At 32.6% G+C, this 25,091-nt stretch carries 26 protein-coding genes; 1 reads left to right on the top strand and 25 read right to left on the bottom strand.

All coding sequences use genetic code 11. The features are described from left to right. Positions 1-117: 117 nt before the first annotated feature. From ACSULM_RS01105 to ACSULM_RS01045, 13 genes are all read right to left on the bottom strand, one after another. Complete coding sequence (locus tag ACSULM_RS01105; RefSeq protein WP_436859892.1) at positions 118-2,169, bottom strand: peptidoglycan D,D-transpeptidase FtsI family protein; 2,052 nt, start codon at positions 2,167-2,169, stop codon at positions 118-120. Between the two features lie 121 nt (positions 2,170-2,290). Further along, a complete protein-coding gene (locus ACSULM_RS01100) occupies positions 2,291-2,890 on the bottom strand; it encodes a superoxide dismutase (RefSeq protein WP_069995979.1) in 600 nt (199 codons plus the stop codon). A gap of 285 nt (positions 2,891-3,175) precedes the next feature. Then, positions 3,176-3,589 (bottom strand): Fur family transcriptional regulator, encoded by a 414-nt coding sequence (locus ACSULM_RS01095; protein ID WP_436853978.1) that lies wholly within the window; start codon positions 3,587-3,589, stop codon positions 3,176-3,178. Next, a complete protein-coding gene (locus tag ACSULM_RS01090; protein WP_436859890.1) occupies positions 3,567-4,439 on the bottom strand; it encodes a metal ABC transporter permease in 873 nt (290 codons plus the stop codon). Before ACSULM_RS01090 ends, ACSULM_RS01095 begins: the two co-directional genes overlap by 23 nt. Further along, positions 4,436-5,209, bottom strand: coding sequence for a metal ABC transporter ATP-binding protein (locus tag ACSULM_RS01085; protein WP_436859888.1), 774 nt, complete (start codon positions 5,207-5,209; stop codon positions 4,436-4,438). The genes ACSULM_RS01090 and ACSULM_RS01085 overlap by 4 nt, the downstream gene beginning before the upstream one ends. A 133-nt stretch (positions 5,210-5,342) precedes the next feature. Next, a complete protein-coding gene (locus tag ACSULM_RS01080) occupies positions 5,343-6,233 on the bottom strand; it encodes a deoxyribonuclease IV (RefSeq protein ID WP_436854244.1) in 891 nt (296 codons plus the stop codon). Positions 6,234-6,242: 9 nt separating this feature from the next. Then, positions 6,243-7,583: a DEAD/DEAH box helicase gene (locus ACSULM_RS01075; protein ID WP_436859887.1), complete on the bottom strand. Its 1,341-nt coding sequence runs from the start codon at positions 7,581-7,583 to the stop codon at positions 6,243-6,245. A gap of 134 nt (positions 7,584-7,717) precedes the next feature. Then, on the bottom strand, positions 7,718-8,821 hold the full coding sequence (locus tag ACSULM_RS01070; protein ID WP_436859886.1) for a Nif3-like dinuclear metal center hexameric protein: 1,104 nt from the start codon (positions 8,819-8,821) through the stop codon (positions 7,718-7,720). Next, on the bottom strand, positions 8,822-9,499 hold the full coding sequence (locus tag ACSULM_RS01065; protein WP_436859885.1) for a tRNA (adenine(22)-N(1))-methyltransferase: 678 nt from the start codon (positions 9,497-9,499) through the stop codon (positions 8,822-8,824). It abuts the gene before it with no gap. Between the two features lie 147 nt (positions 9,500-9,646). After that, positions 9,647-10,753 (bottom strand): RNA polymerase sigma factor RpoD, encoded by a 1,107-nt coding sequence (gene rpoD, locus ACSULM_RS01060; protein WP_069995972.1) that lies wholly within the window; start codon positions 10,751-10,753, stop codon positions 9,647-9,649. A 131-nt stretch (positions 10,754-10,884) separates the two neighbouring features. Further along, positions 10,885-12,669: a DNA primase gene (gene dnaG / locus ACSULM_RS01055; RefSeq protein WP_436859884.1), complete on the bottom strand. Its 1,785-nt coding sequence runs from the start codon at positions 12,667-12,669 to the stop codon at positions 10,885-10,887. A 46-nt stretch (positions 12,670-12,715) separates the two neighbouring features. Beyond that, positions 12,716-13,537: a pyruvate, water dikinase regulatory protein gene (locus ACSULM_RS01050; RefSeq protein WP_436853986.1), complete on the bottom strand. Its 822-nt coding sequence runs from the start codon at positions 13,535-13,537 to the stop codon at positions 12,716-12,718. A 15-nt stretch (positions 13,538-13,552) separates the two neighbouring features. After that, entirely contained in the window at positions 13,553-14,197 is a 645-nt protein-coding gene (locus ACSULM_RS01045) for a helix-turn-helix transcriptional regulator (RefSeq protein WP_436853987.1), read from the bottom strand. Positions 14,198-14,521: 324 nt separating this feature from the next. Here ACSULM_RS01045 and ACSULM_RS01040 point away from each other — a divergent pair, with 324 nt between their 5' ends. Beyond that, complete coding sequence (locus tag ACSULM_RS01040; protein WP_436853988.1) at positions 14,522-15,913, top strand: glycine--tRNA ligase; 1,392 nt, start codon at positions 14,522-14,524, stop codon at positions 15,911-15,913. A gap of 167 nt (positions 15,914-16,080) precedes the next feature. Here the strand turns inward: ACSULM_RS01040 and recO are convergent, their stop codons facing one another. The 12 genes from recO to prmA all read right to left on the bottom strand — a co-directional run bounded on the left by recO (position 16,081) and on the right by prmA (position 25,091). Next, positions 16,081-16,839 carry a DNA repair protein RecO gene (recO, locus tag ACSULM_RS01035; RefSeq protein ID WP_436859883.1) on the bottom strand — a complete coding sequence of 253 codons (759 nt, stop codon included), beginning with the start codon at positions 16,837-16,839 and terminating at the stop codon, positions 16,081-16,083. A 27-nt stretch (positions 16,840-16,866) separates the two neighbouring features. Next, on the bottom strand, positions 16,867-17,766 hold the full coding sequence (era, locus tag ACSULM_RS01030; protein WP_436853990.1) for a GTPase Era: 900 nt from the start codon (positions 17,764-17,766) through the stop codon (positions 16,867-16,869). Then, positions 17,766-18,170, bottom strand: a complete 405-nt coding sequence (gene cdd, locus ACSULM_RS01025; protein ID WP_436859882.1) for a cytidine deaminase — start codon at positions 18,168-18,170, stop codon at positions 17,766-17,768. The genes era and cdd overlap by 1 nt, the downstream gene beginning before the upstream one ends. Positions 18,171-18,273: 103 nt before the next feature. Further along, complete coding sequence (locus ACSULM_RS01020; protein WP_436859881.1) at positions 18,274-18,612, bottom strand: diacylglycerol kinase family protein; 339 nt, start codon at positions 18,610-18,612, stop codon at positions 18,274-18,276. 8 nt (positions 18,613-18,620) lie between these two features. After that, positions 18,621-19,082 carry an rRNA maturation RNase YbeY gene (gene ybeY, locus ACSULM_RS01015; RefSeq protein ID WP_436859880.1) on the bottom strand — a complete coding sequence of 154 codons (462 nt, stop codon included), beginning with the start codon at positions 19,080-19,082 and terminating at the stop codon, positions 18,621-18,623. Then, positions 19,083-20,030: a PhoH family protein gene (locus ACSULM_RS01010; RefSeq protein ID WP_436859879.1), complete on the bottom strand. Its 948-nt coding sequence runs from the start codon at positions 20,028-20,030 to the stop codon at positions 19,083-19,085. It abuts the gene before it with no gap. Positions 20,031-20,384: 354 nt separating this feature from the next. Beyond that, positions 20,385-21,062, bottom strand: coding sequence for a hypothetical protein (locus ACSULM_RS01005; protein WP_436859878.1), 678 nt, complete (start codon positions 21,060-21,062; stop codon positions 20,385-20,387). Positions 21,063-21,076: 14 nt separating this feature from the next. After that, positions 21,077-22,060 carry a flotillin-like protein FloA gene (gene floA, locus ACSULM_RS01000; RefSeq protein ID WP_436853995.1) on the bottom strand — a complete coding sequence of 328 codons (984 nt, stop codon included), beginning with the start codon at positions 22,058-22,060 and terminating at the stop codon, positions 21,077-21,079. A gap of 12 nt (positions 22,061-22,072) precedes the next feature. After that, complete coding sequence (locus tag ACSULM_RS00995) at positions 22,073-22,783, bottom strand: NfeD family protein (RefSeq protein WP_436859877.1); 711 nt, start codon at positions 22,781-22,783, stop codon at positions 22,073-22,075. Between the two features lie 288 nt (positions 22,784-23,071). Beyond that, positions 23,072-23,248 (bottom strand): 30S ribosomal protein S21, encoded by a 177-nt coding sequence (gene rpsU, locus ACSULM_RS00990; protein WP_002483157.1) that lies wholly within the window; start codon positions 23,246-23,248, stop codon positions 23,072-23,074. 147 nt (positions 23,249-23,395) lie between these two features. Further along, positions 23,396-24,151, bottom strand: coding sequence for a 16S rRNA (uracil(1498)-N(3))-methyltransferase (locus ACSULM_RS00985; protein ID WP_436859876.1), 756 nt, complete (start codon positions 24,149-24,151; stop codon positions 23,396-23,398). A gap of 1 nt (position 24,152) precedes the next feature. Then, positions 24,153-25,091: a 50S ribosomal protein L11 methyltransferase gene (prmA, locus tag ACSULM_RS00980; protein ID WP_436859875.1), complete on the bottom strand. Its 939-nt coding sequence runs from the start codon at positions 25,089-25,091 to the stop codon at positions 24,153-24,155.

Below are 25,091 nucleotides of genomic sequence, written 5' to 3'. Positions count from 1 at the left end.
CCTTACCTTTTCAAAATACGACCTACTAATCATACCATTTAGTTATAAAATTGAAAAGTATTATTTTTACTAAAGTCGATTATATCACTATTGTTTATCAATATAACTGACGAGAGTTTAGTCTTTAGATTTTTCTTTGAAGTAATAATTAATAACATCTCGTCCCAAATCCCCACCATTTAACCATGGCTCAGGGACTGGTTGATTCGTATATACGATTGAAAATGCTAATTTTGGATTTTTAATTGGAGCATATCCTATATAAGTTGAGTTTACCCTTGGTTTACCATCTTGGAATACCTCGGCAGTACCCGTTTTACCAGCAGATGGGACTTCAGTATCGTTGAAGCTCTGATAGCCAGTACCATCTTTGTCATTAAATGCCATCTTGAAGCCTTCTTGAACTTCTTTCACTTGATCTGGTGTATTATTTACTTTGTTTAAAACATTACCTTTTACTTTTTCTTTAACTGGACCTAAAGTATCTTTATTTGTTGCTTTTCTTACTTCTAAACCTATGTGTGGTTGTACTCTATAACCATTATTCCCGATTGTTGAAACATATTGAGATAATTGCATTGGAGTATAAGTATCATATTGACCAATAGATAAGTCCAAATAGTTACCTGGATTATCTGTTAATGGTTCAATTTGTCCATTAGTTTCATTTGGTAAATCAATACCTGTTTTGACACCAAGCCCCACTTGATTTAAACCTTTACGTAATTTTTGTCCAGCGTCAGAAATATCAGTTGGTAATGACATGTTTGGCGTATATGGCGAACCAGCTAATTTTAATGCAGTTTTAAACATATAAACGTTTGAAGAATGCATTAATGCCTCTTTGTCATTAATTCTTACTTTACCATCTTGGTTAAAGTAAGAGCGTTTAGTTAAACCACCAGCGAATTTCAATGGTTCATCAACCATTTCTTCCCCTACATTAATCGCATTATTTTGGTAACCGGCTAATAAAGTACCGCCTTTTACAGAAGACCCAACTGCAAATTGTGCAGTGAATGTACCGATATCATAATCAGTTAAATCACCATTCTTGTCTATTTGTTTCCCTGCCATGGCTAATATATCACCATTATTAGGATTTTGAACTACAATTAATGCATTGTCCATATCTTTAGCGCCTTCACTACGCAATTTTGAAATTTGCTTCTCTAAATACTCTTCAGTCTTTTTCTGTAAGTCAACGTCAATACTTAAGACAAGATCATCACCACGAGAACCTGGGCTAATCACTTTAGAATCAATGACATCTCCCGATTTGTCTGTGGTATATTTCATTTCTTTCTTCTTACCTTTAAGAATATCGTCATACTGATACTCTAAATATGATTTACCAACGCGGTCATTTCGAGAATATCCTTTAGCTAAATACTTTTCGGTAAGTTCTTTTGGAATACCTTCTTCAGTTGTTGAAACGTCTCCAAAGATACCACGCAACGTATCACCATAAGGGTATTTTCTATCCCAATCCATTGTTGTATTTACACCAGGTAATTCCGATAATTTTTGAGAAACAGCAGCATATTCTTCGTCAGTCACATCTTCATTTTTAATTGTCTGAGGGTCCAACGCAGAACCTGACATCATCTCACGATAAATTGAGAGTACTTGTAAATCTTTTGAAGTTAATGTATCCAATTGTTTTTTACCAATTTTTTTATACAGTGTCTCATCATAATCTTCTTGAGAAATACTACCGTCATCTAAAAGCGATTGTTCTTTTTTCATTAAACTTTTTGCTTGATTAGGATGAAGTTGTATCCAATAATCTTGCTTATCGCGCTCTGTAATTTTTTTGGTATCCATTTTTATGAGTTTAGATAAATCATTTGCAATGTCTAACACTTCGGAAGGTGTTGTTTTTCTACCACGTGCATATGTAATTGCTTTTTTAGAAGCATTATCAACTAATACTTTGCCATTTCTATCTAAAATGCGTCCTCTTGGAACAGCTTCATTTACCGTTAAATTTTCACTATTTTTAATCATTTGTTTATAGTGAGAACCTTGAGCAATTTGTAAGTATCCTAACCGTAAAACTATAATTGCGAAAATAAATACGATGATACCAAATATAAAGCTTATCCTTTTATTCATTGTATTTCTGATTTTTTCATCATTTGATTTTTCTTTTAATCTTTTTAACAAAACAGCATACCTCTATTCAAAAGTTCTCACTCTAAATGATATATGAAATCAGCCAATATTTCTATTATTTTAATTAAAAAAATGACGACCTATGAATAGGCCGTCATGTAAATCTCTGCAATTATTTTGCAGCGTTGTATAATTCGTCAACTTTTTCCCAATTAACAACGTTCCAAAATGCACTGATGTAGTCTGGACGTTTATTTTGGTATTTAAGGTAGTATGCATGTTCCCAAACATCTAATCCTAAGATAGGTGTTTTACCTTCTGTTAATGGGTTATCTTGGTTTGGAGTTGTAACGATTTCTAAATTACCGTTATTAACTACTAACCATGCCCAACCAGAACCGAAACGAGCTGCAGCTTTGTCAGCAAATTCTTCTTTAAATGCATCTAAAGAGCCCCATTGTTCTTTGATTTTATCAACAACAGTACCTTTTTCTTCTGAGTTTGGAGATAATAATTCCCAGAATAATGAGTGGTTTAAGTGTCCACCGCCATTATTTCGAACAGCTGTTTGAATGTTTTCTGGAACACTGTCTAAGTTAGCTACAATTTCTTCGATAGATTTAGATTCTAAATCAGTACCTTCAACTGCTGCATTTAATTTAGTTACATAAGTGTTATGGTGTTTGTCATGGTGAATTTCCATTGTTTGTTTGTCAATGTGTGGTTCCAATGCATCAAAACCATAAGGTAAATTTGGTAATTCAAAAGCCATAAATAATCATCCTCCTAATTAATCTTTAAGTTAAGGATAACAAGTAATAATTATGACAACAATTAATATGCTTAGTTATTAATTGTAAAGTCATAAGATTGTCTTTGTCATCTTTAATTACTTTATTAGTATATCTCAAAATGTGCTTATTTAAACATATTTAGAGCATAAATTTAATGAAATAGATTAATTCATACTAATGACCTATGCTTAAAAGTGCCATGACAAAAGTTAACTATAATTAATTCGTGATTTTAATATGTCGAAATTCAATCTATGAACAGGTTATGCATTTTGACAAACTTCACAAATGCCATAAACTTCTAATTTATGTGTATGAATGTCAACATTGGGTAAAAATGATTTTATTTGTTCAATTGGGCAAAAGTCTATTACTTTTGTATCACCACAAGACTCACAAATAAAATGATGATGATGGTGATCTGTACAAGCAATTCTAAATTTCATTTCCCCATCTAGTTCTGTGCCTTCCACAATGCCTAGTTCTTTAAATAAATGTAAATTTCTATAAATTGTATCGAATGAAATGCCGGGGTAGTTTTCGTCCATCTTTTGCTGTATCATTTTTGCGTTAATATATTTATCTTCTGATACGAAAAAATCTATCATATCACGTCTTTTATTTGTGTATTTATGGCCATGTTCTTTAATAATATTAATTGCTTCTTCCGTTTTCATTTTTAGCCGCTCCTTTTATCGCACCCGTTTTGAGTTTTTGAAATAACATTGTCACTGCTAGTATGAGTACAAGTAATACCACAATTACCCCACCTGGAGAAATATTTATATAAAATGCTAATATTAGTCCTCCAATGACTGATAATTCTCCAATTAATACACTTAAAATGATTAATTGTTTGAAACCTTTTGTTAATCTCATAGAAATAGCTACTGGTAAAGTGATTAACGCACTTACTAATAAAATTCCTACGACACGCATAGATGCAGATATAACCATAGCCACGATGATTATAAAGAGAAATTGTATCCATTTTGGTATGCCAATAACTTTACTATATTCATCATCAAACGATAATATAAATAATTCTTTATAAAATGAAAGAATGAATGCAAGTACAATTACGACAATTGCAATAATTGTCATTAAGTCACTTAATGTTACTGCACTAATAGAACCAAATAACAGGCCAACGATTTCTTGGTTAAACCCATCTGCAAGAGAGATAAAAATCGCACTTAGTGCAATACCAGCACTCATTATAATCGGAATCGCAATTTCCTGATAGTTGCTATATGACGTTCTCAGATATTCAATGAGTAATGCCCCAATAATTGCAAATAGAATACCAAACCACATAGGATTAATAAAAGTAAGTGCTGGAATAATCGTTATGACGAACATACCAAATGATATACCGCCAAGTGTGACGTGACTTAATGCATCGGCAATTAAAGATAATCGTCTAACTACGATAAAAGCACCAATGAGTGGTGCAATAAATCCAATTAAGATGCCACTTAACATCGAATATCGCATAAAGTCAAAATTTAATAAGGCTTCAATCATGATGAACAGCACTCCCTACTATGTTGATGATCTACGAATTGTATTGGGTGTCCATAAATTTTAGAAATTTCTACTTCATCAAGTGATTTAAAATCTTCTGTTGTACCATGGAAGTGTAAATGCTTATTTAAACAAGCAACTTCTGTAGCTGTATCTGCTACAACACCGATATCATGTGTAACTAAAATAATAGTGACTCCGTCATTTTTAAGTGTTTCTAATGTTTCATAAAATTCACTGACATGCTTTGCGTCAATACCATTTGTTGGTTCATCTAATATGAGTACAGATGGATTACTAATTAATGCTCGAGCTATCAAAACACGTTGTTGTTGTCCACCTGATAATTCAGCAATATTTTTATTAATCAAATGTTCAATATTTAAACGTTTTAAAACAGAGACGACTTGTTGCTCATCGCTTTTATTAAACCATTGAAATAATCTTTTTCGTTTAGTCAGCCCACTAATTACAATTTCTTTAACACTAGCAGGAAAACCAGCTTTAAATGCTTGTGCTTTTTGTGAGACATAACTAATTTTTAACAAAGATTGTTTGCCATTGTAATCAATACCATCGACAAACATTTGACCTTTTTGAATGGGAAGTAAACCTAGGATAATTTTTAATAAGGTTGATTTCCCAGCGCCATTTGGTCCAACAATAGCTACAAATTCACCTCTATTAATTTTTATGTTTATATTTTCAAGGACTTGCTTGTTATCAAAATAATAATCTATATTTTTTAATTCGAATACTGGCGTAGACATGTTTTCACCTCGTTCTATACTATACAACGTGCAAAGCTCAATGTAAATAGTAATGTTTACGACTTATACAAAAAATCAGGCTAAGACATCGCATAATGTCTCAACCTGATTCGCAGTTTCAGTAATTTTAATATTATTGATTTAAGATTTTAGTTTTTAAATCTGCATCAAATTGTTGTGCTTTTAACATTTCAATTTCTAACTTATAAGGCGGTTTCTTATTCTTTTTGTCTTCTCCTACATATGGTGTTTCCAAAATTTTTGGAATATCTTTAAATGTATCATGATGCACAATGTAATTAAGTGCATCGAACCCGATATAGCCAAAGCCTATATTTTCATGTCTATCTTTGTGTGCGCCTATATCATTTTTACTATCGTTGACATGCACAACTTTTATTCGATCAACACCAATGATTTTATCAAATTCATTCAATACACCATCGAAATCTTCTTTAACATTATAACCAGCATCATGTGTATGGCAAGTATCAAAACATACAGACAAGCGTTCGTTATGATTTACACCATCAATGATACGAGCAATTTCTTCAAAATTTCTACCGATTTCTGAGCCTTTTCCAGCCATAGTTTCTAATGCGATTCTAACATTATTATCATTAGTCAGAACTTCATTTAAACCTTCGATTATTTTTTGTATACCCGCATCTGTACCTTCACCAACGTGTGAACCAGGATGTAATACAATATCTTTAGCTCCAAGCGCTTGCGTACGCTCAATTTCACTTTGTAAGAATTCTACACCTAATTCAAATACATGTGGTTTTACTGTATTTGCAATATTTATGATATAAGGTGCGTGTACTACGATATTAGACAATCCATTTGCTTTCATAACTTCATGTCCTTGCTCGATGTTTAATTCTTCGATAGGTTTTCTTCGCGTATTTTGAGGCGCACCCGTATAAATCATAAATGTTGATTCACCGAATTTTGCTGCTTCTTCTGCGGATCCTTCTAACATCTTTTTACCATTCATTGATACATGTGACCCAAGTAACATAATTTCCACCTATCCTTTTCTATTTTTTCTGTCTTGCCTACTCTTTTGCTTGCTGTATTGTTTACGTTCTTTACGTTTTAAGTCATCTAAATCACGTTTGAATTTCTTTTTATAACCAGGTTTAACTTTTTTCTTATTCGTTTTTACTTTATATTTTAATTGATTTGTTAAATGGTCATCTTTATTTTTACGTGATTGGCGCATATTATGAGCTTTTATCGGTTTCAATTCGTTACCTTTGATGTCAACATTTTCAAATTTATAACCACGTTGTTCAATCAAAGCGATATTATGCTCTTCGTCAGGACTATACAATGTAATTGCTACACCTTTATACTGACCACGACCTGTACGTCCAACACGATGTGTAAAGAAGTCAATATCATTTGGCACGTCAAAATTAATAACATGACTGACACCGTCAATATCAATACCACGAGATGCTAAATCACTGGCAATAACAAATTGAAATTCTAAGTTTCTAATACGTTTCATTTGTTGCTTACGTTCTCTAGGTGTTAAACCACCGTGGATCATACCCAGTTTTAGACCAGCAGCATTTAATTGTTTTGCCAATTCATCAGCACTATCTCTACTATTACAGAATATGATACACAGATATGGGTTTAATATATCTATTAATTTTAAAGTTTTTTCAATTTTTGCTTCACCTTTTGTAGGTATCAAATAAAACTCAATATTTTTCTTGTTTTTTTCAGTATTTTCAATTTCAACAAACTCTGGATTCTCTAAATATTTATTTAAAAATGGGTGTAAAGATTTAGGAATTGTCGCACTAAATACTGCAATATGAGCATCTTCTTCTAATCTTGTTGCTACATGATCCACTTCATCGATTAAACCTAAATCAATCATTAAATCAGCTTCATCAATTACCAAATAAGACGCTAAGTGTACATGTAAATCCCCATGTTTAGCCAAATCATTGATTCGTGTAGGTGTACCTATGATGAGTTGTGGTTGATTCTTAGCACGGTTACGGTCTTTTTCTATATCTGTACCACCGATAAACAGTTTCACAGAAACGCCTTCTTTAAAACGTGTTAAGTGTGTTGCAACATCGAATAGTTGTTGTGCAAGTTCGCGTGTAGGTGCCACAACTATTGCTTGTGGTTCTTTATAGTCAACATCAATTAAATTTAATAATGGTAATAAAAAGGCATGTGATTTACCAGTACCTGTTTGCGACTGACCTATTAAATTTACTTGTTTTATAATTTTAGGTATAACACGAGTTTGAATTTCAGTTGGTTGATTAAAATTCAAATCTTTTATAGCTTCAATTAGACTTGGTTCTAAATTAAATTTTTCAAATGGGTGATTTGCCATGTCTTGGCCTCCTTAAATCTTCATCTTATCTATTATAAAGCATTGTCTTATAATTTTGAACTAAATTATTTACATAAATGTTTTTATTTACGTGTAATAACTCGAATCTACAAATCGTAAATTCGAGTTAGCAATTATAAATATTCAAATGGGTCAGTATTAATTTGCGAGGCATAAATATTAAATTCAACTGCACTATCTTGTAACCATTCATTTAAAAGCGTTGCTAATCCTTCACGCATAACGTATTCACTATAGTGATTGATATCCAATAAATTAATACCAGCAACTTTAGCATCCAATGCATCGTGATGTTTAATATCGCCTGTTACAAATATATCTGCACCTTTTTGTTTAGCATTATATTCAAATCCAATACCTGAACCACCGATGATGGCAACAGTTTTGATGGTGTCAGACAAATCTCCACTAAATCGTACACTAGGCATCGCTAATTTAGTTTTAACATGTGCTATAAAATCTTCCACGCTTAGAGCTGTTTCTAGTTGACCAATCATACCTAATCCATAATCAGCCTGTTTTTCAAGTGAAATAATATCATAAACTGGTGTTTCATATGGATGATATTTTTCGATTAATTGTTGAGCTAGCTGTTTCTGATTTTTATCAATCATAAATTCAAGTTTATATTCTTCAACATTGGCGATGTGATTTAATTGTCCAATATGTGGATTAGCGCCTTCAACCGGTTTAAATTGACCTTGTCCGGCACTTTCAAAGAAACAATACTGATAATCGCCTTCTTGAGCTAAACCTGCTCCGCTCAATTGTTCTTTAAATTCAGTTATATTTTCTTTAGGAATAAATACTTGAACTTTATAATAACTTGTTGTTTCAGGATTTAATATAGACTGATTTTTTAATCCTAACTTATGCGCTAACATAGCATTTACACCTTTAGGATACACATCTAAGTTCGTATGCAATGCAATCAAATTAATGTCATTTTTAATCAATTTTCGTAATATTGCACCATACCCCTCTTGCTCAATGATTTGTTTTATACCTTTAAATATGAGTGGATGATGACAAATTATCGTATTACATTTTTTATTGAGTGCATCTTCAACAACTTCATTTGTACAATCTAGAGCAGTTAATATACCTGTAATTTCTGCAGCTTCATTGCCAATCAACAGGCCAACGTTATCCCATGACTCTGCAGTATTTAACGGTGCATGTATATCTATGATTTTAAGCAATTGTTCAATTTTCATTTAAATCACTCCATCTATTAAATGAATTTCATTATTAATTTCTGCTAAACGGTCTTGATGTGTTTCTGAATTAAGATTTTGTTTAATATTATTCAATGCTTCAAGTTCCCGACTCCATTTTTTATAAAATAGTTCTGTTTTATTTTGAAGTAACTTAGGACCAAATTTGATTTCTTGCTCAGTCATGGATGTGTTTTTATTATCAAAATCTGCAACTATAATTTCATAAATATGTCCTTTTTCTTCTAAAATTTCTTCAGCAATAATTGAATAATTTAATTTCGATAAAAGCCTTCTAATTGCACTTGATTGAATATTACTTTGTAGTATAAGCCTTGGTTTATTTTCTAATTTTGAAGCACCTGCTTCTAATATTTTAGCAATCAGTGGCCCACCCATCCCGCATATCGTTATAGTTGAAATATTATCATTCGATTGTATGACTGATAATCCATCACCCAATCTCACTTGTATTTTATCATTTAATTGATATGCTTTCACATTTCTTAATGATGCTTCATATGGTCCTTTAATAACTTCACCAGCAATCGCAGTTTGAGTTAATCCGTGTTCTATCGAATAAATAGGTAAGTATGCATGATCGGAACCAATGTCAGCTAAACAATTACCTTTTATATATGTGCTCACTCTTTTTAATCTTTGTTTTAATGGAATCATATAGGCGCTCCTTATTTAAATATGTAAAAAGGCTGGGACACAGTTACTTGTCTCAGCCTCAAACGTTATATTGGCAGAAGCAGTTTAAATTGAAAGTTTGCTTACTTGCACATTTTCATTTTGCATTTACTTTGCCTTCTCTAAAGATTAATCCATAAAGTCTTTTAATCGTTTACTTCTGCTTGGATGTCTTAATTTTCTTAAGGCCTTCGCTTCGATTTGACGAATACGTTCTCTTGTAACACCGAATACTTTACCTACTTCTTCTAATGTACGTGTACGACCATCATCTAATCCAAAACGCAAGCGTAATACATTCTCTTCACGATCAGTTAATGTGTCTAACACATCTTCTAACTGCTCTTTTAGTAACTCATAAGCAGCATGATCAGAAGGGCTTTGAGCTTCTTGGTCTTCAATAAAGTCACCTAAATGACTATCATCTTCTTCACCAATAGGTGTCTCTAATGATACTGGTTCTTGAGCAATTTTTAAAATTTCTCTCACTTTTTCAGGTGGTAAATCCATTTCTTCACCAATTTCTTCTGGAGCAGGATCACGGCCTAAATCTTGTAATAATTGTCTTTGAACACGTATTAATTTATTAATTGTTTCGACCATGTGTACTGGGATACGGATTGTACGTGCTTGGTCAGCGATTGCACGTGTGATCGCTTGACGAATCCACCACGTAGCATATGTGGAGAACTTAAACCCTTTATTAAAGTCGAATTTTTCAACAGCTTTAATTAAACCCATATTTCCCTCTTGAATAAGGTCAAGGAAAAGCATGCCGCGTCCTACATATCTCTTCGCAATACTTACAACGAGACGTAGATTGGCTTCTGCTAAACGAGATTTAGCAACTTCATCACCTTGTTCAATTCTTTTCGCCAACTCAATTTCTTCTTGCGCATTTAATAAGTTCACACGTCCAATTTCTTTTAAATACATACGGACTGGGTCATTTATTTTTACGCCTGGAGGAGCACTTAAATCATTTAGATTTAATTTCGAATCTTTATCTGAGCTATCTTTTTCATTAACTAGACTAATATCATTATCTGTTAATTGGTCAAATAGCTCATCCATTTGATCAGAATCCATTTCGAAATTTTGCAGTTTTTCTGCAATTTCTTCATGGCTAAGGTGTCCTTCTTTTTTACCTTTTTCAATTAATTGTTTTTTTACATCCTCTAAAGTTAGAGATGGATCAATAGTTTGTTTTTTAACTTTAACTTTATTTCCAGACATGAAAAGGCCTCCCGAATATAATATCAACTTGATATCAAAATATTTTATAGATAAAATTAGTGAAATCTACTCAAAATATTTACTTACTATACATTTAGCAATCCAATAACTATATAGCTAATTCATATACTTCAATTCATTCTATTTTTATTGTGATTTACAATTTTTTCTAAATAATATTTTTGCAGTTCTAAATCACCTAGTCTAGCTGCTTCACGCAACTTATGATTAAGTGATTCAATCGTTTCTTCATTTCTATTAGCAATAACTGTGTTAATATAGTCATCCATCTCATATTCATAAGGTTCTTCATTTATCATATAGTTATCTAATGATATAAATGCTTCTTTAATTTCATTGGAATCGATGTACTGCAACACATCACTAATTATGAATGTATCATTTTCAGAGTAAAACTCGTGTAAAATATTAAATATACGCTTAAAATATTGATTTGTAAAGTCTTCTGATTGAAGTAACTTATGATAATTTAAGAATACGTCTTTATCATTCATAAAATGTTTTAATAATGCGCGTTCCGCTTTCTCATGTTTACTTAAGTTATTAAACTGAGGCACAGATGGCATATGATAATCTTGTGTTTGATAAAAGTCTTGTTGATATCCTACTTCATTATTTAGACTATCCATGCTAACTTTAAACAATTCCGATACTTCTTGCAATATCTTTTTACGTAAAATTGATGATTTCATATAAGATATGTCATTTGTAATTTCATTCAAATAACGTTCATATGCTAAATCATTATTTTCTATCTCATCTTGATGCGTGTGTACTTTGTATATAACAAATGATTTTTTTTCATGTTCTACATAATAATTAAAGGCCTCAGCACCGTGTTTGCCTATATATTCATCTGGATCCATATCTTTTGGAAGTTGTACAACGAATACATTAAACCCTTGTTGTAAAAGTGCTTGGCCTGATTTCAATGTAGCCTCAGTCCCAGCAAAGTCGCCATCAAACATCAGTGTGACGTTTGATGTTAATTTTTTCATAAAAGCAATATGTTCATTTGATATTTGTGTCCCCATACTTGCTACGACTTGTTTCAAACCTGCATGATCGGCTTTGATAACATCCATAAAACCTTCCAGCAAGATAATCTCATCATTTTTTCTTATTGCTTTTCGGGCATGATTTACATTATATAGTAATCTACGTTTTTGGAAAATGGGCGTTTCAGGGCTATTTAAATATTTGGGTTCTTGATTTTTATATGTTCTTCCTGAATAACCGACCGTTCTCCCTTGGGCATTCATTAATGGAAACATCACGCGATCTCTAAAACGGTCATAATAACTAAAATTTTCTTCATTGCGCGACAATAGCCCCGCTTCATACGCTAATTGAATATCATATCCTTTTTTCTGTAAGAAATCATGACAAAAATGCGCATTATTGGGTGCATAACCTATCTTTCTTGAATCAATTAAATCATCAGTAAAACCACGCGCTTTTAAATAATTTAATGCTTCTTCACCTTCAACGGTCTTTTTCAAGGCATAGTGATAATATTCTTGCATTAATTCATGCATTTCTATCATTTGTAAATCTTCTGAAGCTACTTGTGGTCCATTTTCTTGGCTATTATCGCTGTACCCAGTATCAACTTGGATATTGACCCGTTCACCAAGTTCTTTCACCGCTTCAGTAAAAGAAATATCTTTAATTTCTTGCGTGAATTGAAACACATTGCCACCCTTTTTACAACCAAAACAATGGCAAATTTGCTTATCTTCTGAAACAGTAAAAGAAGGCGTTTTTTCATCATGAAAAGGACACAAACCAATATAATTGCGTCCTCTTTTTTCCAACTTCACATACTCACTTACCAAATCGAGTATGTCTGTTTTATCTTTTATTTCATTTATTGTAGCTTGTTCAATCCTCAAAATTATCACCTATTAAACATTAGTTATATTATTATAGTTGCTTTTATTAATTTTTAAAACTATTTTGCTCAATAAGGCTAATAATGTCGTTTGCAGTTTCTTCGATCGCTTTATCTGACACATCAATGACTGGACATTTTATTTTATCTACTAATTCATGGAAATAGTTCAATTCTTCAGCAATACGTTGTTCAGTTGCATATCTTGCACTATCACCTAAGCCTAATTGTTTCAATCTTTCCTTACGAATTTTATTTAACTTGTCTTCACTTATTTTTAAAGCAATACATTTTGATGGGTCAATATTAAATAAATCATCGGGTGGTGTTACTTCAGGTACAATTGGAATGTTCATTACCTTATAACTCTTATGAGCTAGATACTGGGATAATGGTGTTTTAGATGTTCTGGAAATTCCTAATAAAACGATATCTGCTTTAGATAGACCTTTAGGATCTTTACCATCATCATATTTTACGGCAAATTCTATTGCATCAATTTTTTTGAAATAAGCTTCATCCAATTGATGTACTAACCCAGGTTCAAAATAAGGCTGTTCATCAATTTTATCTAGTAATATATTCATTAATGGTCCCATTATATCAACAGATTTTATTTTGAATTCTGTTAACTTAGCTTCCATATACTTCCTGATTTCAGGTTTTACTAATGTATAAACAACAATGGCATCTGTATCTTTGGCAACTGAAATAACCTCATCTACATTTTCAAGTGCTTCTATATAAGGATATCTATTAATTTCACTATCACATTCATTTGGATTGAATTGTGAAATACATGCTCTTGCCACAAGCTCAGCTGTTTCGCCGACTGAGTCAGATGCGACGATTATTCTAATATTTTCCATATAATTAATCCCATCCTATTCATTTAATAATGATACAAAAATCTTTGTGATAGTAGTTTTGGATATACGGCCTTTAACTTCATATTTACCATTTTCTTTTTGGACAACAATTGGTAATGAGTCTATTTCTTTTTCTATCATGAGGTTGGCAGCAATCATTACTCTTTCACTTTCAAGAACAAAACTTAAATTCGGCATACGGGTCATGATAATGTTTACGGGCATTGTATGTATGTCATCGCCAATCATTGAGGCTCTTAACAAATCTTTTCGAGAACAGACACCTATGAAATCGCCATTTTCATTGATTACAAACAATGTACTCACATCTTCTAAAAATATTGTGCAAATTGCATCGTAAACAGACATCTCACTTTTAACTACGACAGGATGTGATGAGTAGTCCTTGACGACATATTGTTTCAGCTCATCCTCTATTATTTTATTCTTGGGCTTTCCAGAATAGTAGTAGCCAACTCTTGGACGAGCTTCCAAAATACCAGACATCGTTAATATTGCTAAATCCGGTCTTAAAGTTGCTCTAGTTAAACTAAGGTGATCAGCTATATGCTCACCCGTAATAGGTCCATTATTTTTTACAATTTCAACAATTTGTTGTTGCCTTTTACTTAGTTCGATAACACTCACCCCTCTTTTCATTCTTCTTAATTATACATTGAATTTTAAATTGCTACAAATACATATATTTACTTGCTTATCAACATTCAATCTATTAAAATTATATCTAAAGCGAGTTAAGGATAGTGAAAGCTTAACATGTATGAATGGCTAAAACTAAATGATTGTTAAAAGCGAGTGTACACACTAATTTGGGTGGAACCGCGGGTTATTTTCAATTCAGTAAACTAACACATATTTTAAATATGTGATTAAAAATGATTAACTCGTCCCAAGATATAGATTAAGTTTTTTGGCTTTTTCTATGTCTTGGGACGTTTTTATGTTAAAAGGAGTGTATTTTAGATGGCAAAAGATATGGAAACTATTGTTTCGCTAGCGAAGCATAGAGGATTTGTATTCCCTGGTAGTGATATTTATGGTGGTTTATCAAATACGTGGGATTATGGTCCATTAGGTGTTGAATTAAAAAATAATGTTAAAAAAGCTTGGTGGCAAAAATTTATTACTCAATCACCATATAATGTTGGTATTGATGCTGCAATTTTAATGAATCCTAAAACTTGGGAAGCATCAGGCCACTTGGGCAACTTTAACGATCCAATGATTGATAATAAGGATAGTAAAATTCGCTATCGTGCTGATAAAATCATCGAAGATTATATGTTAAATGAAAAAGGCGATGAAAATTTCGTCGCTGATGGTTTAAGCTTTGATGAAATGAAACGTATTATTGATGAAGAAGGTATCGTGTGTCCAGTAAGTGGTACAGCAAATTGGACAGATATTCGTCAGTTCAACTTAATGTTCAAAACATTCCAAGGTGTTACTGAAGACTCTACAAACGAAATCTTCTTACGTCCTGAAACAGCACAAGGTATTTTTGTGAACTATAAAAATGTACAACGTACAATGCGTAAGAAATTACCATTTGGTATTGGTCAGGTAGGTAAATCATTCCGTAACGAAATTACACCTGGTAACTTTATTTTCAGAACACGTGAATTTGAACAAATGGAATTAGAATTTTTCTGTAAACCTGGTGAAGAAATCGAATGGCAAAATTACTGGAAAACGTTTGCTAGCCAATGGCTTAAAGACTTAAATTTAAGTGAAGCTAATACGCGTTTACGTGATCATGATGATGATGAATTATCACACTACTCAAATGCGACTACAGATATCGAATATCGTTTCCCATTTGGTTGGGGAGAGCTTTGGGGTATTGCAAGCCGTACAGACTTCGACTTGAAAAAGCATAGTGAACATTCAGGCGAAGATTTCCAATACCATGATCAAGAATCAGGCGAAAAATACATTCCTTACTGTATTGAGCCTTCATTAGGTGCTGATCGTGTGACATTAGCTTTCTTATGTGATGCTTATGACGAAGAAGGTGTAGAAGGAAGTAAAGATTCACGAACAGTTCTACATTTCCACCCTGCTTTAGCACCATATAAAGCTGCTGTTTTACCATTAAGTAAAAAATTATCTGGCGATGCTATTAAAGTATTTGAAGAATTAAGCGCTGATTTCTCAATAGATTTTGATGAATCTCAATCTATTGGTAAACGTTACCGCCGTCAAGATGAAATTGGTACGCCGTACTGTATCACTTTTGATTTCGATTCTTTAGAAGATGAGAAAGTAACGGTACGTGATAGAGATACAATGGAACAAATCCGTATGCCAATTTCAGAATTAAAAGCATTCTTAGCCGAAAAAACTAAATTTTAATTATTGATTTGAACATCATCACTAATAACTTATATGCCTTTCATAGTTGTCATTTTTAAATGTCTTCTATGAAAGGCATTTTTAATTTGCTAGTTGTAGTGTGTTTTACATTTTCTCATAAAAAAACAGCCCTACCGATATTTTTCGATAGGCCTGATATATAGTAATTACGACAAATTATCTAAACGATGTAGTTGGTTAATTAATTTTTGGCTTTTAAAATACATACCTGCATATTCTTTATACAGCAATATTACGAGCTGTGACATTTCATCCACAATTTCTTCATGGATACTTAACGAACTCATTTGAGTAACAGGTAGTTTTTGAAGAATGTCGAGTAAATACAATGTTTTATTTGATAATATCATTGCATGTGGGTCTTGATAACTTACATTTTGCGAAATAGCACCGTCAAATTTAAAACTATAACCAACGAGTTTGGATTGGTCTGTGTCCTCAGTAATTACACATTTATCGAAAACAGCATTAAACCCAAACCGAGTCATACATTTCAACAAAACTACGACAGACATCAGTTGTGCAGAAATACCATTTTTAATTTTGTCTAACACAAAATGTAATAATTCATAACTATATTGCGAGACTTCATTCGCTTCTAATGAGCGATCAATCGTTTCTGCACACAGGCTTGCAAAGCTACTTTCATATATATCTAAACGCAAGTGGTAATGTTGATCTATTACATCAACTGAACTAAGTGTTCCCATACCCTTCCACTTAGAATAAATAAACAAGCCATACACAAATAATTGTGTATTAGCTTGCAACCCACTTTTACTCTTTTTAGCTTTTCGTACCATAAGAGGTACTTTAGCTCCAAATTCGTTAAGTATCGTAATGATTTTATCGGATTCGCCGTAATCAACAGTTTTAATAATAATGCCTTTTTGTTTGATTAACATCCGAACGCACCGACTTTCAAAATAATCTTAATCTCGATCTTCCAAATAACCCATTTGACGAATGAAGTTAACTTTATTACGCCAATCTTTTTGTACCTTCACCCAAAGTTCTAAGTATACTTTAGATCCAAGTAACATTTCGATATCTTGACGCGCACGTTTTCCAACTTCTTTAAGTTTCTTACCGCCTTTACCTATGACAATACCTTTTTGAGAATCCCTTTCTACATATATAGTAGCCTCTATTCTCACTCTATCTTCATCTTCTTTAATCATACGATCCACATTAACACCAATAGCATGCGGTATCTCTTCACTAGTTAAATGGAGTATTTTCTCTCGTATAAGTTCACCAACAACAAATTGTTCAGGATGATCAGAAATTTGGTCATCTGGATAGTATTTAGGTCCTTCAGGTAAATAAGACTTGATGACATTAATAAAATGATCTACATTAAGTCCCTCAAGTGCAGAAATCGGAACGATCTCAGTGAAATCCATATATTTTTTATACTTTTCTATTCTTGGCATTAATTCATCAGGATGTACTAAATCTATCTTGTTTAAAACTAAGAAGACTGGGGTTTTAATAGTTTTGAGCATATCCATAATATACTCATCCCCTCTACCAATGTCTTCATTTACATTAACCATAAACATGATGGCATCAATTTCGGATAGCGTATTCGTAGCTACACGCATCATATAGTCACCTAATTTATGTTTAGGTTTATGTATGCCGGGTGTATCTAAAAATATGATTTGAGCATCTTCTTGGGTCATAACACCCTGAATTTTATTTCTTGTAGTTTGAGCTTTATCTGACATGATAGCAATTTTATGTCCGATAACACGGTTTACAAATGTTGATTTACCTACATTTGGTCGACCGATAATTGATATAAAACCTGATTTGTGTTCATTCATTAATTTAAATCCTTTCCAGAAAATCCTAAAGGTAATAAGTCATTGACTGTTGAAGCAATCATTTCACCATCTTGATTTGTCATATAGACAGGCATGTCATCATCACATAATTCTTTCATTACTTGTCTACAAGCACCACATGGCGATGACGGTTTATCTGCGTCTACAGTTACTGTAATTGATTCAAAGTCACCTGGACGATATCCATCAGCAATTGCTGCAACTAAGCTAGATCTTTCAGCACAAATAGCCACCGGATATGCCGCATTTTCTACATTTCCACCATAATAGCTTTTCCCATCTTTTGTTCTTAAGTATGCACCTACTTTGAAATTACTATATGGTGCATAAGCATTAGCTTGTGCCTTTCTTACTTCTGTAAAATAATGCGGTTGATAAGCCATTGTTTAATCTCTCCTATTCAACATTAAATGTTGCTACTTTTAAATTTTTCATATAATTATATCTGTGTCTTCTAGTATAAACAATTTTCATAAAAATACACTACTATTTAAAAATATAGGGACAAAATATAATAATTCCAATGATACAAGCTACAATTGATACTATGACTACGCTAAATGCAGCAATATCTTTAGCGTTTTTAGCTAGAATATGATAATCCGACGTTACTAAGTCAACCACCGCTTCGACTGCTGTATTAATAGCTTCAAATGCAAGCACAAGTCCAATTGCAAAAGTGAGGAATAGCCATTCAGTAGTAGTAATATTAAATAAAAAGCCACAGATTATTACGATAGTTGCAAATAATAGGTGTAATAAGAATTTATGGTCTTTATGTAATAGTACTAACATGCCTTGAAATGCATATTTAAATCGATTCATATGGACCTCTAATCTCTAGATAGACCATAAGCATCGAGTATTTGGTCTTGTCTGCTAAACATTTGTTTCTCGTCTTGATCATTCATGTGGTCATAACCTAATAAATGTAAAAAACCGTGTAGCGCCAAAAATCCAAGTTCTCTTTCGAATGAATGACCATAACTATCAGCTTGTTCTTGAGCCACATCTGTACATATTATGATGTCCCCTAATACCCTAGGCATATCGAGACCACTTATTTCTGGTTCATCTTCCTCTAGTGCAAATGAAATAACATCTGTTACTTTATCTTTATCTCTATACATCTTATTAATTTCTTGAATTTCATTTTTATCAACAAATGTAACTGATAATTCAGCTTCTTCATTAATTTGTTCTTGCTCTTTGGCAAAAGTTAAAAGATTATCAATTTGAGTAAACCACTCTTCTTTAACTAATTCTGTATGATCACTAAAGTCTATCGTAAACATTTATTCTTCTCCTTCATATCGATCAATGATTTTACCTACTAATGGATGACGGACAACATCTGTTTGATCTAAATGGTGAATACTGATACCTTTAACATTTTCAAGTTTCTTAATAGCTTCTTTTAACCCACTTTTCACGCCTTTTGGTAAATCAATTTGTGTTTTATCGCCTGTAACAATCATTTTAGAACCAAAACCTAATCTAGTTAAGAACATTTTCATTTGAGCGTGTGTTGTATTCTGCGCTTCATCTAATATGACAAAGGCATCGTCTAACGTTCTCCCCCTCATATATGCGAGAGGTGCCACCTCAATAATACCTCGTTCAATAAAACGTTCTGTCTGTTCTCTACCTAACACTGTGTTTAAGCCATCATATAAAGGTCGTAAATATGGATCTACTTTTTCCTTCAGGTCTCCAGGTAAGAAACCAAGAGATTCTCCTGCCTCAACAGCTGGTCTTGTTAGTACAATTCGTTTAACAGCACCCTTGCGTAATTGTTTAGCAGCATATACAACTGCTAAAAATGTTTTACCAGTTCCCGCTGGTCCAACGCCAAAGACCAAATCATTATGATACATAGCATTTACATATAATCGCTGACCCATCGTTTTAGCGCGTATTGTTTTACCAAATGCATCTTTAGTAATTTCGTCTTCATATAAATCTAATAAGTATTGAATCGTACCATTTTGAGCCATTTTTACAGCCGCTTCAACATCTTTAATAGATATTGTTACGCCTTGTTGGATCACTTTTAATAAATTTATAAGTACAGATTCTGCTTTTTCTACATGCTCAATTTGCTCTCCCTTTACAGCAATTTCTTGACCTCGAGCATGTACAATGACATCAAATCCTTCCTCAATTGATTTAAGGTGTTCATCATTATTACCAATGAGTGCTTGTGCTTCATTGATGTCACTTATTTGAATAATTCCAGGCATATAGTTGCTCCTTTACAAATATATTCGTTTCTTTTATTTTATCCTATTAGATTTTAAGTTACAAAAATATTAATTACTAGCATATCATTTTTAATATTCAATTTCCCTTAAAATATGATGATAACTATTGCTATTACAACATTATTATATCATGAATAGGCAAGTAATTATTTTAAAGTGATTTGAAATGTACTTGATTTCATTAATTTTAACAAAAGATTAACAATCCATCTAACAGTAATTGAAATTGTTATGTTTTAGAGTAAAAGTACATTTGAAATTGCCGTGTAACGACAAAAGAAAAACGCCCTATGAAATCAAAATATAGATTTCATAAGGCGATAAATTATAAAATTATAATCTTTTTGGTCTTTCTAAAACTTCTGACCAAATAATACCATTAACAACTTCATCATCAGCAAACCTAAATCGTTCTCCAGAAGAAGTACTTTGAATCGCATGTGAATTCATAAGCTGTTTTAAGCGATAGCGTTTTGTTCTTTCAGATAAATATTTATCTGCGATAATAGCACGTGCTTTTCGTTCAGTTCTTTGAAGTTTTTTCTCATTTTCACGATCAATTTCACTGCGAACATCTTGCATTTGACCCATAAGATCAGCTTCAAGTTCTTTTTGAAGTTGATGGTCTTTTGCTTGTTGAGAACGTTTAGCTTTTTCAGCTTCAGTTTCATTATCCGTTCTCATTGTTCTCGAAGATTGATCTGAAGTAGGTGTTTCCATTTTTTCAGCACGTGTTTCTACTGGTTGGCTTTGTACTTCTTTAGGTGGCGGTGTTTGACGTGTCTCTTTTGGTTGAGACATTGGATCTTCATTTAATTGTTTCTCAATTTCTTTAAACGTTTTGCCCAATTCATCAAAAAAGCCACGCTTCTCAGGTTGTTCGTTTTTAGGTTTCGGTTGATTATTTGTTGGTGGTTTTTGATTCTGTCTACCTTTATGGCTATTATCATTAATAGCACCTATTATGGTTACAATCACAGATATTATGAAGATAATAATACCTATACTCATTTAATCACCCCTAATTATTTATCCGGTGATTCATCATCTTCTTGATTTGTTCGTTGGTTAATTGAATTTCTCATGCCTGTGTCTGCTTCTACGTTTTTTAAATTATAGTAGTCTTTTACTCCTAAATTTCCAGAACGTAATGCTTCAGCCATAGCTAATGGTACTTCAGCTTCAGCTTCCACAACTTTAGAACGCATTTCTTGTACTTTGGCTTTCATTTCTTGTTCTTGTGCAACAGCCATCGCACGACGTTCTTCAGCTTTTGCTTGGGCAATATTTTTATCAGCCAGTGCTTGCTCAGTTTGTAAATCCGCACCAATATTTTTACTGATGTCTACATCAGCAATATCAATTGATAAGATTTCAAATGCAGTACCAGAGTCTAAGCCTTTACTTAAAACTGTCTTAGAAATGTTATCTGGATTTTCTAAAACTTGTGTATGATGTTCACTTGAACCAATAGTTGATACAATACCTTCACCAACACGTGCGATGATTGTTTCTTCACCAGCACCACCGACTAAACGTGCGATATTGGCACGAACTGTAATACGTGCTTTCGCTTTCACTTCAATACCATTCATTGCGACACCAGCGATAAATGGTGTTTCAATTACTTTAGGGTTAACTGACATTTGAACAGCTTCTAAAACGTCACGACCCGCTAAATCAATTGCTGCACCACGTTCGAAAGGTAAGTTGATGTCAGCTCTTTGCGCTGCAATATTTGCATCAACAACACGGTCTACATTACCACCAGCTAAATAATGCGATTCAAGTTGGTTTGTAGTTAAATGCAAACCAGCTTTATGTGCTTTAATTAATGGTGAAATAACTTTACGTGGAGAAACTCTACGTAATCTCATACCTACTAAAGTTCCAATACCAACTTTTACGCCGGCAGCAATTGCAGAAATCCACAATCCGACTGGAACAAATGAAAATAGTAATAACAATGCTATTACTACAATTGCTACGATAATAATTAATCCGATCATACTTACTCTCCTTTATGATTCGTTTTCTCTAACAACAACTCTAGTACCTTCCACTTCTAAAATGGTTACTTGCTTATTCCTTAAAATAAACGAACCATCAGATACGGCATCGATACGTTCATTGTTGAATGTAATGATTCCTGCTGGTCTTAAATCTGTTGATGTAGTTGCAATTTGACCAACTAAATGAGAGCGATCTTCATGTGAAGTGTAGCCTGCCTCTGCATTTGTAGAATCTTTCAATACAACTTTATCTAAAAATGGAATCTTACGTTTAAAAATCTTCACAAGTATCACCCATTCAATAATTGATAATATTAGTGCTACGACAACATTAGCAATCATATATACTAAATTGTCTCCTAATGTAATAATACTGAAAACAATAAGTGCCATCCCAATAATTCCTATGATTGCACCTACGACAAATAATTCAATTATAACTAATATGACACCAACTCCAAATAGCACAATGGAGTAAAAATTGACATCTCCTTTTACAAAGAAGCCTAAAAAGAATATCAATAATGCCAATGTTGCAATTATTCCGACAGCGTTAATTCTATTTGAATATAATTGGAATAAAAACCCAAGAAAAATAATACATGTCAAAATCAAAGCACCTATCGGACTAACGATAATACTTGCAATATGATCAACCCAGTTTCCATTCTCAACAAAATTGAATGAAAAAATTGTATGTAAACTACTCGAAGGAATCACTCTATCACCTCGCTCTCACTTAGATTATACATGAAATTAATACGTGATTATAGCGTTTTCACTCTAAAATATCATCATTTTAAAAATATTGTATTGCAAGTAACCATAATTCAAATTTGTAAATAGCTATTTAAGTATAAATATAAATTTTATAATACCTACTCATCACTTCAATACATATTTATAGTTAATTTTTGACAAAAAATAATACTCCTAGTTGTCATCACAACTAAGACTATTATGGTTTATAATTAATGTTGGTGTTGAGGGAGTCAACGAAACAATTAATTATTTGAATTTACGTTTACGCGCAGCTTCTGATTTCTTTTTACGTTTAACGCTAGGTTTTTCGTAAAATTCACGCTTGCGTACTTCTTGAATTGTACCGCTTTTAGAAACTGTACGTTTGAAACGACGTAACGCATCTTCAAGTGATTCGTTCTTTTTGACTACTGTTTTAGACATGTGTATTTCCCTCCCTCCAAATATCAACGAAACTTTATTATCAATACATGATTTTAACCATGTATAACATAGTATAATATATCTGATTAATGTGGTCAATTACTAAAATCCAGATTTTTAATTTTACCAATCAACTAGACTACTAACTTACCTCGTTTGTAGGTCATGTGCGTAACTTATTGCACTAAGTGCATACAATGGGGCAGTTTCAGCTCTTAAAATACGTGGCCCTAGTCCTATTTGTTCACTGCATGGTTCAGTCAAAGTAATTTCATCTTCTGATAGTCCACCTTCTGGACCAAAAATAATTAAAATACGATCATTTTGCTTAAAGTTTTGGACTAAAGTTTTAAAATTACTGATTTCTCCATTTTTTGCGGCATCTTCATATGCTATCAAGATATAATCATATTGTTCTGTATCGTTAAGTACCTCTTTTATGGATGCTTGGTACGAAATACCAGGAATTGATAATCTATAGCTTTGTTCTGCAGCTTCTTTTATAATTTTTTGCCATCGTTCTACTTTTTTAGCCAATTTACTCTCATTCAACTTAACTATAGAACGCTCCATTCCGACAGCGATAAATGCGCTTGCACCTAATTCGGTCGACTTTTGTAACATCCATTCATATTTATCAGCTTTGATGAGTCCGCTACAAATTGTTATATGTTGTGGAAGTTCAGTGTCTATATTCATTGAATCACCTAAAGTTAGTACAACATCATCATGGCCGATACTATGAATTATACACTCGTATACCGATTTATCCGAGAACGTAATAATTATTTTATCGCCAACTTGATAACGCATCACATTAACAATGTGATGTACGTCTCCTTGATCTGTAATTGAAAATGGTTGATTAGCATCAGCTGTTTGATTAATAAAATACCTTTGCATATTAATCGCTCACTTTCTTACCGACAATGCAAACCCAACTATTTTCATGGTTAATCGAAATAATTTCAAAACCACTTTGCTTCATTTGATCGACGATTGCCTCATGTTTTTCCTCAATAATACCAGAAGTTATAAAATAACCATTTTTATTAAGTATGTTATATGCATCTGATATCATTTCTTCAATGATATGCGCTAAGATATTTGCAATTACAACATCAAATTTTTCTGTTTCATCTTGCAATAAATTTCCAGGAACTGCTTCAATAGCTTGTTCACAGTTATTTTTTTGGAAATTTTCTTTCGCGACTTTGACAGCCATTTCATCAACATCTAAAGCTTTGATTCGTTCTACACCTAATAAATGCGCAGCAATACTTAATATCCCTGAACCTGTACCTACATCAATTACCGCATGACTTGGTTGAACATAAGTCTCAATAGCTTTAAGACACATACTTGTAGTTGGATGATCCCCAGTACCAAATGCCATTCCTGGATCTAGTTCAATACACATTTCATCTGCGTCTGTTTGATGGTATGTTTCCCAACTAGGAACAATCGTGAATTTTTCAGAAGCACGAAAAGGATGAAAATAATTTTTCCATTCATTTTCCCAATCTTGTTCACGTATTATTTGTTCTTCAAAACTAAATAAGGATAAATCTAATGATTCTACATCTTTTATAGCATTAACTAAATCTTCTTTGAATGCTGAAGTATACTTGATTTCATTAAAGTAAGCTTTAATCCTTATACCTTGAGATGGATAATCAGCAGATTTCAATGCATAAATTTCTCCAAATTTATCTTCGAATGCATTTGTTAAATCGTGAGAATCCTCTAATACAACGCCATTCGAACCAAAATCTTCAAGTATATTAGAGATGATTGGTGAAGCTTCATGATTGGTAATAATTGATACTTCGGTCCAGTTCAT

Origin of the sequence: Staphylococcus caeli, assembly GCF_051413795.1 — a bacterium.
In the GTDB taxonomy this organism is placed as follows: Bacteria; Bacillota; Bacilli; order Staphylococcales; family Staphylococcaceae; genus Staphylococcus; species Staphylococcus caeli_A.
The sequence above is the reverse complement of the archived record's forward strand: the minus strand, read 5'-3'. Positions and strand labels throughout refer to the sequence as shown.

Bases quoted from the DNA above. Each gene is read 5' to 3' on its own strand.
- rpsU (WP_002483157.1), bottom strand. From the start codon at position 23,248: ATGTCTAAAACAGTAGTCAAAAAGAACGAATCACTTGAAGATGCGTTA.
- ACSULM_RS01065 (WP_436859885.1), bottom strand. From the start codon at position 9,499: ATGATTCCATTAAAACAAAGATTAAAAAGAGTGAGCACATATATAAAA.
- ACSULM_RS01075 (WP_436859887.1), bottom strand. From the start codon at position 7,583: ATGGCAAATCACCCATTTGAAAAATTTAATTTAGAACCAAGTCTAATT.
- ACSULM_RS01085 (WP_436859888.1), bottom strand. From the start codon at position 5,209: ATGTCTACGCCAGTATTCGAATTAAAAAATATAGATTATTATTTTGAT.
- floA (WP_436853995.1), bottom strand. From the start codon at position 22,060: ATGATCGGATTAATTATTATCGTAGCAATTGTAGTAATAGCATTGTTA.
- recO (WP_436859883.1), bottom strand. From the start codon at position 16,839: ATGTTAATCAAACAAAAAGGCATTATTATTAAAACTGTTGATTACGGC.
- ybeY (WP_436859880.1), bottom strand. From the start codon at position 19,082: ATGTTTACGATAGACTTTAGTGATCATACAGAATTAGTTAAAGAAGAG.
- ACSULM_RS00985 (WP_436859876.1), bottom strand. From the start codon at position 24,151: ATGCAAAGGTATTTTATTAATCAAACAGCTGATGCTAATCAACCATTT.
- rpoD (WP_069995972.1), bottom strand. From the start codon at position 10,753: ATGTCTGGAAATAAAGTTAAAGTTAAAAAACAAACTATTGATCCATCT.
- ACSULM_RS01045 (WP_436853987.1), bottom strand. From the start codon at position 14,197: ATGAAAAGAGGGGTGAGTGTTATCGAACTAAGTAAAAGGCAACAACAA.
- ACSULM_RS01005 (WP_436859878.1), bottom strand. From the start codon at position 21,062: ATGAGTATAGGTATTATTATCTTCATAATATCTGTGATTGTAACCATA.
- ACSULM_RS01095 (WP_436853978.1), bottom strand. From the start codon at position 3,589: ATGAAAACGGAAGAAGCAATTAATATTATTAAAGAACATGGCCATAAA.
- ACSULM_RS01090 (WP_436859890.1), bottom strand. From the start codon at position 4,439: ATGATTGAAGCCTTATTAAATTTTGACTTTATGCGATATTCGATGTTA.
- ACSULM_RS01040 (WP_436853988.1), top strand. From the start codon at position 14,522: ATGGCAAAAGATATGGAAACTATTGTTTCGCTAGCGAAGCATAGAGGA.
- ACSULM_RS01100 (WP_069995979.1), bottom strand. From the start codon at position 2,890: ATGGCTTTTGAATTACCAAATTTACCTTATGGTTTTGATGCATTGGAA.
- ACSULM_RS01070 (WP_436859886.1), bottom strand. From the start codon at position 8,821: ATGAAAATTGAACAATTGCTTAAAATCATAGATATACATGCACCGTTA.
- ACSULM_RS01010 (WP_436859879.1), bottom strand. From the start codon at position 20,030: ATGCCTGGAATTATTCAAATAAGTGACATCAATGAAGCACAAGCACTC.
- ACSULM_RS01020 (WP_436859881.1), bottom strand. From the start codon at position 18,612: ATGAATCGATTTAAATATGCATTTCAAGGCATGTTAGTACTATTACAT.
- ACSULM_RS01080 (WP_436854244.1), bottom strand. From the start codon at position 6,233: ATGTTACTTGGGTCACATGTATCAATGAATGGTAAAAAGATGTTAGAA.
- era (WP_436853990.1), bottom strand. From the start codon at position 17,766: ATGAATGAACACAAATCAGGTTTTATATCAATTATCGGTCGACCAAAT.
- ACSULM_RS01050 (WP_436853986.1), bottom strand. From the start codon at position 13,537: ATGGAAAATATTAGAATAATCGTCGCATCTGACTCAGTCGGCGAAACA.
- cdd (WP_436859882.1), bottom strand. From the start codon at position 18,170: ATGGCTTATCAACCGCATTATTTTACAGAAGTAAGAAAGGCACAAGCT.
- prmA (WP_436859875.1), bottom strand. From the start codon at position 25,091: ATGAACTGGACCGAAGTATCAATTATTACCAATCATGAAGCTTCACCA.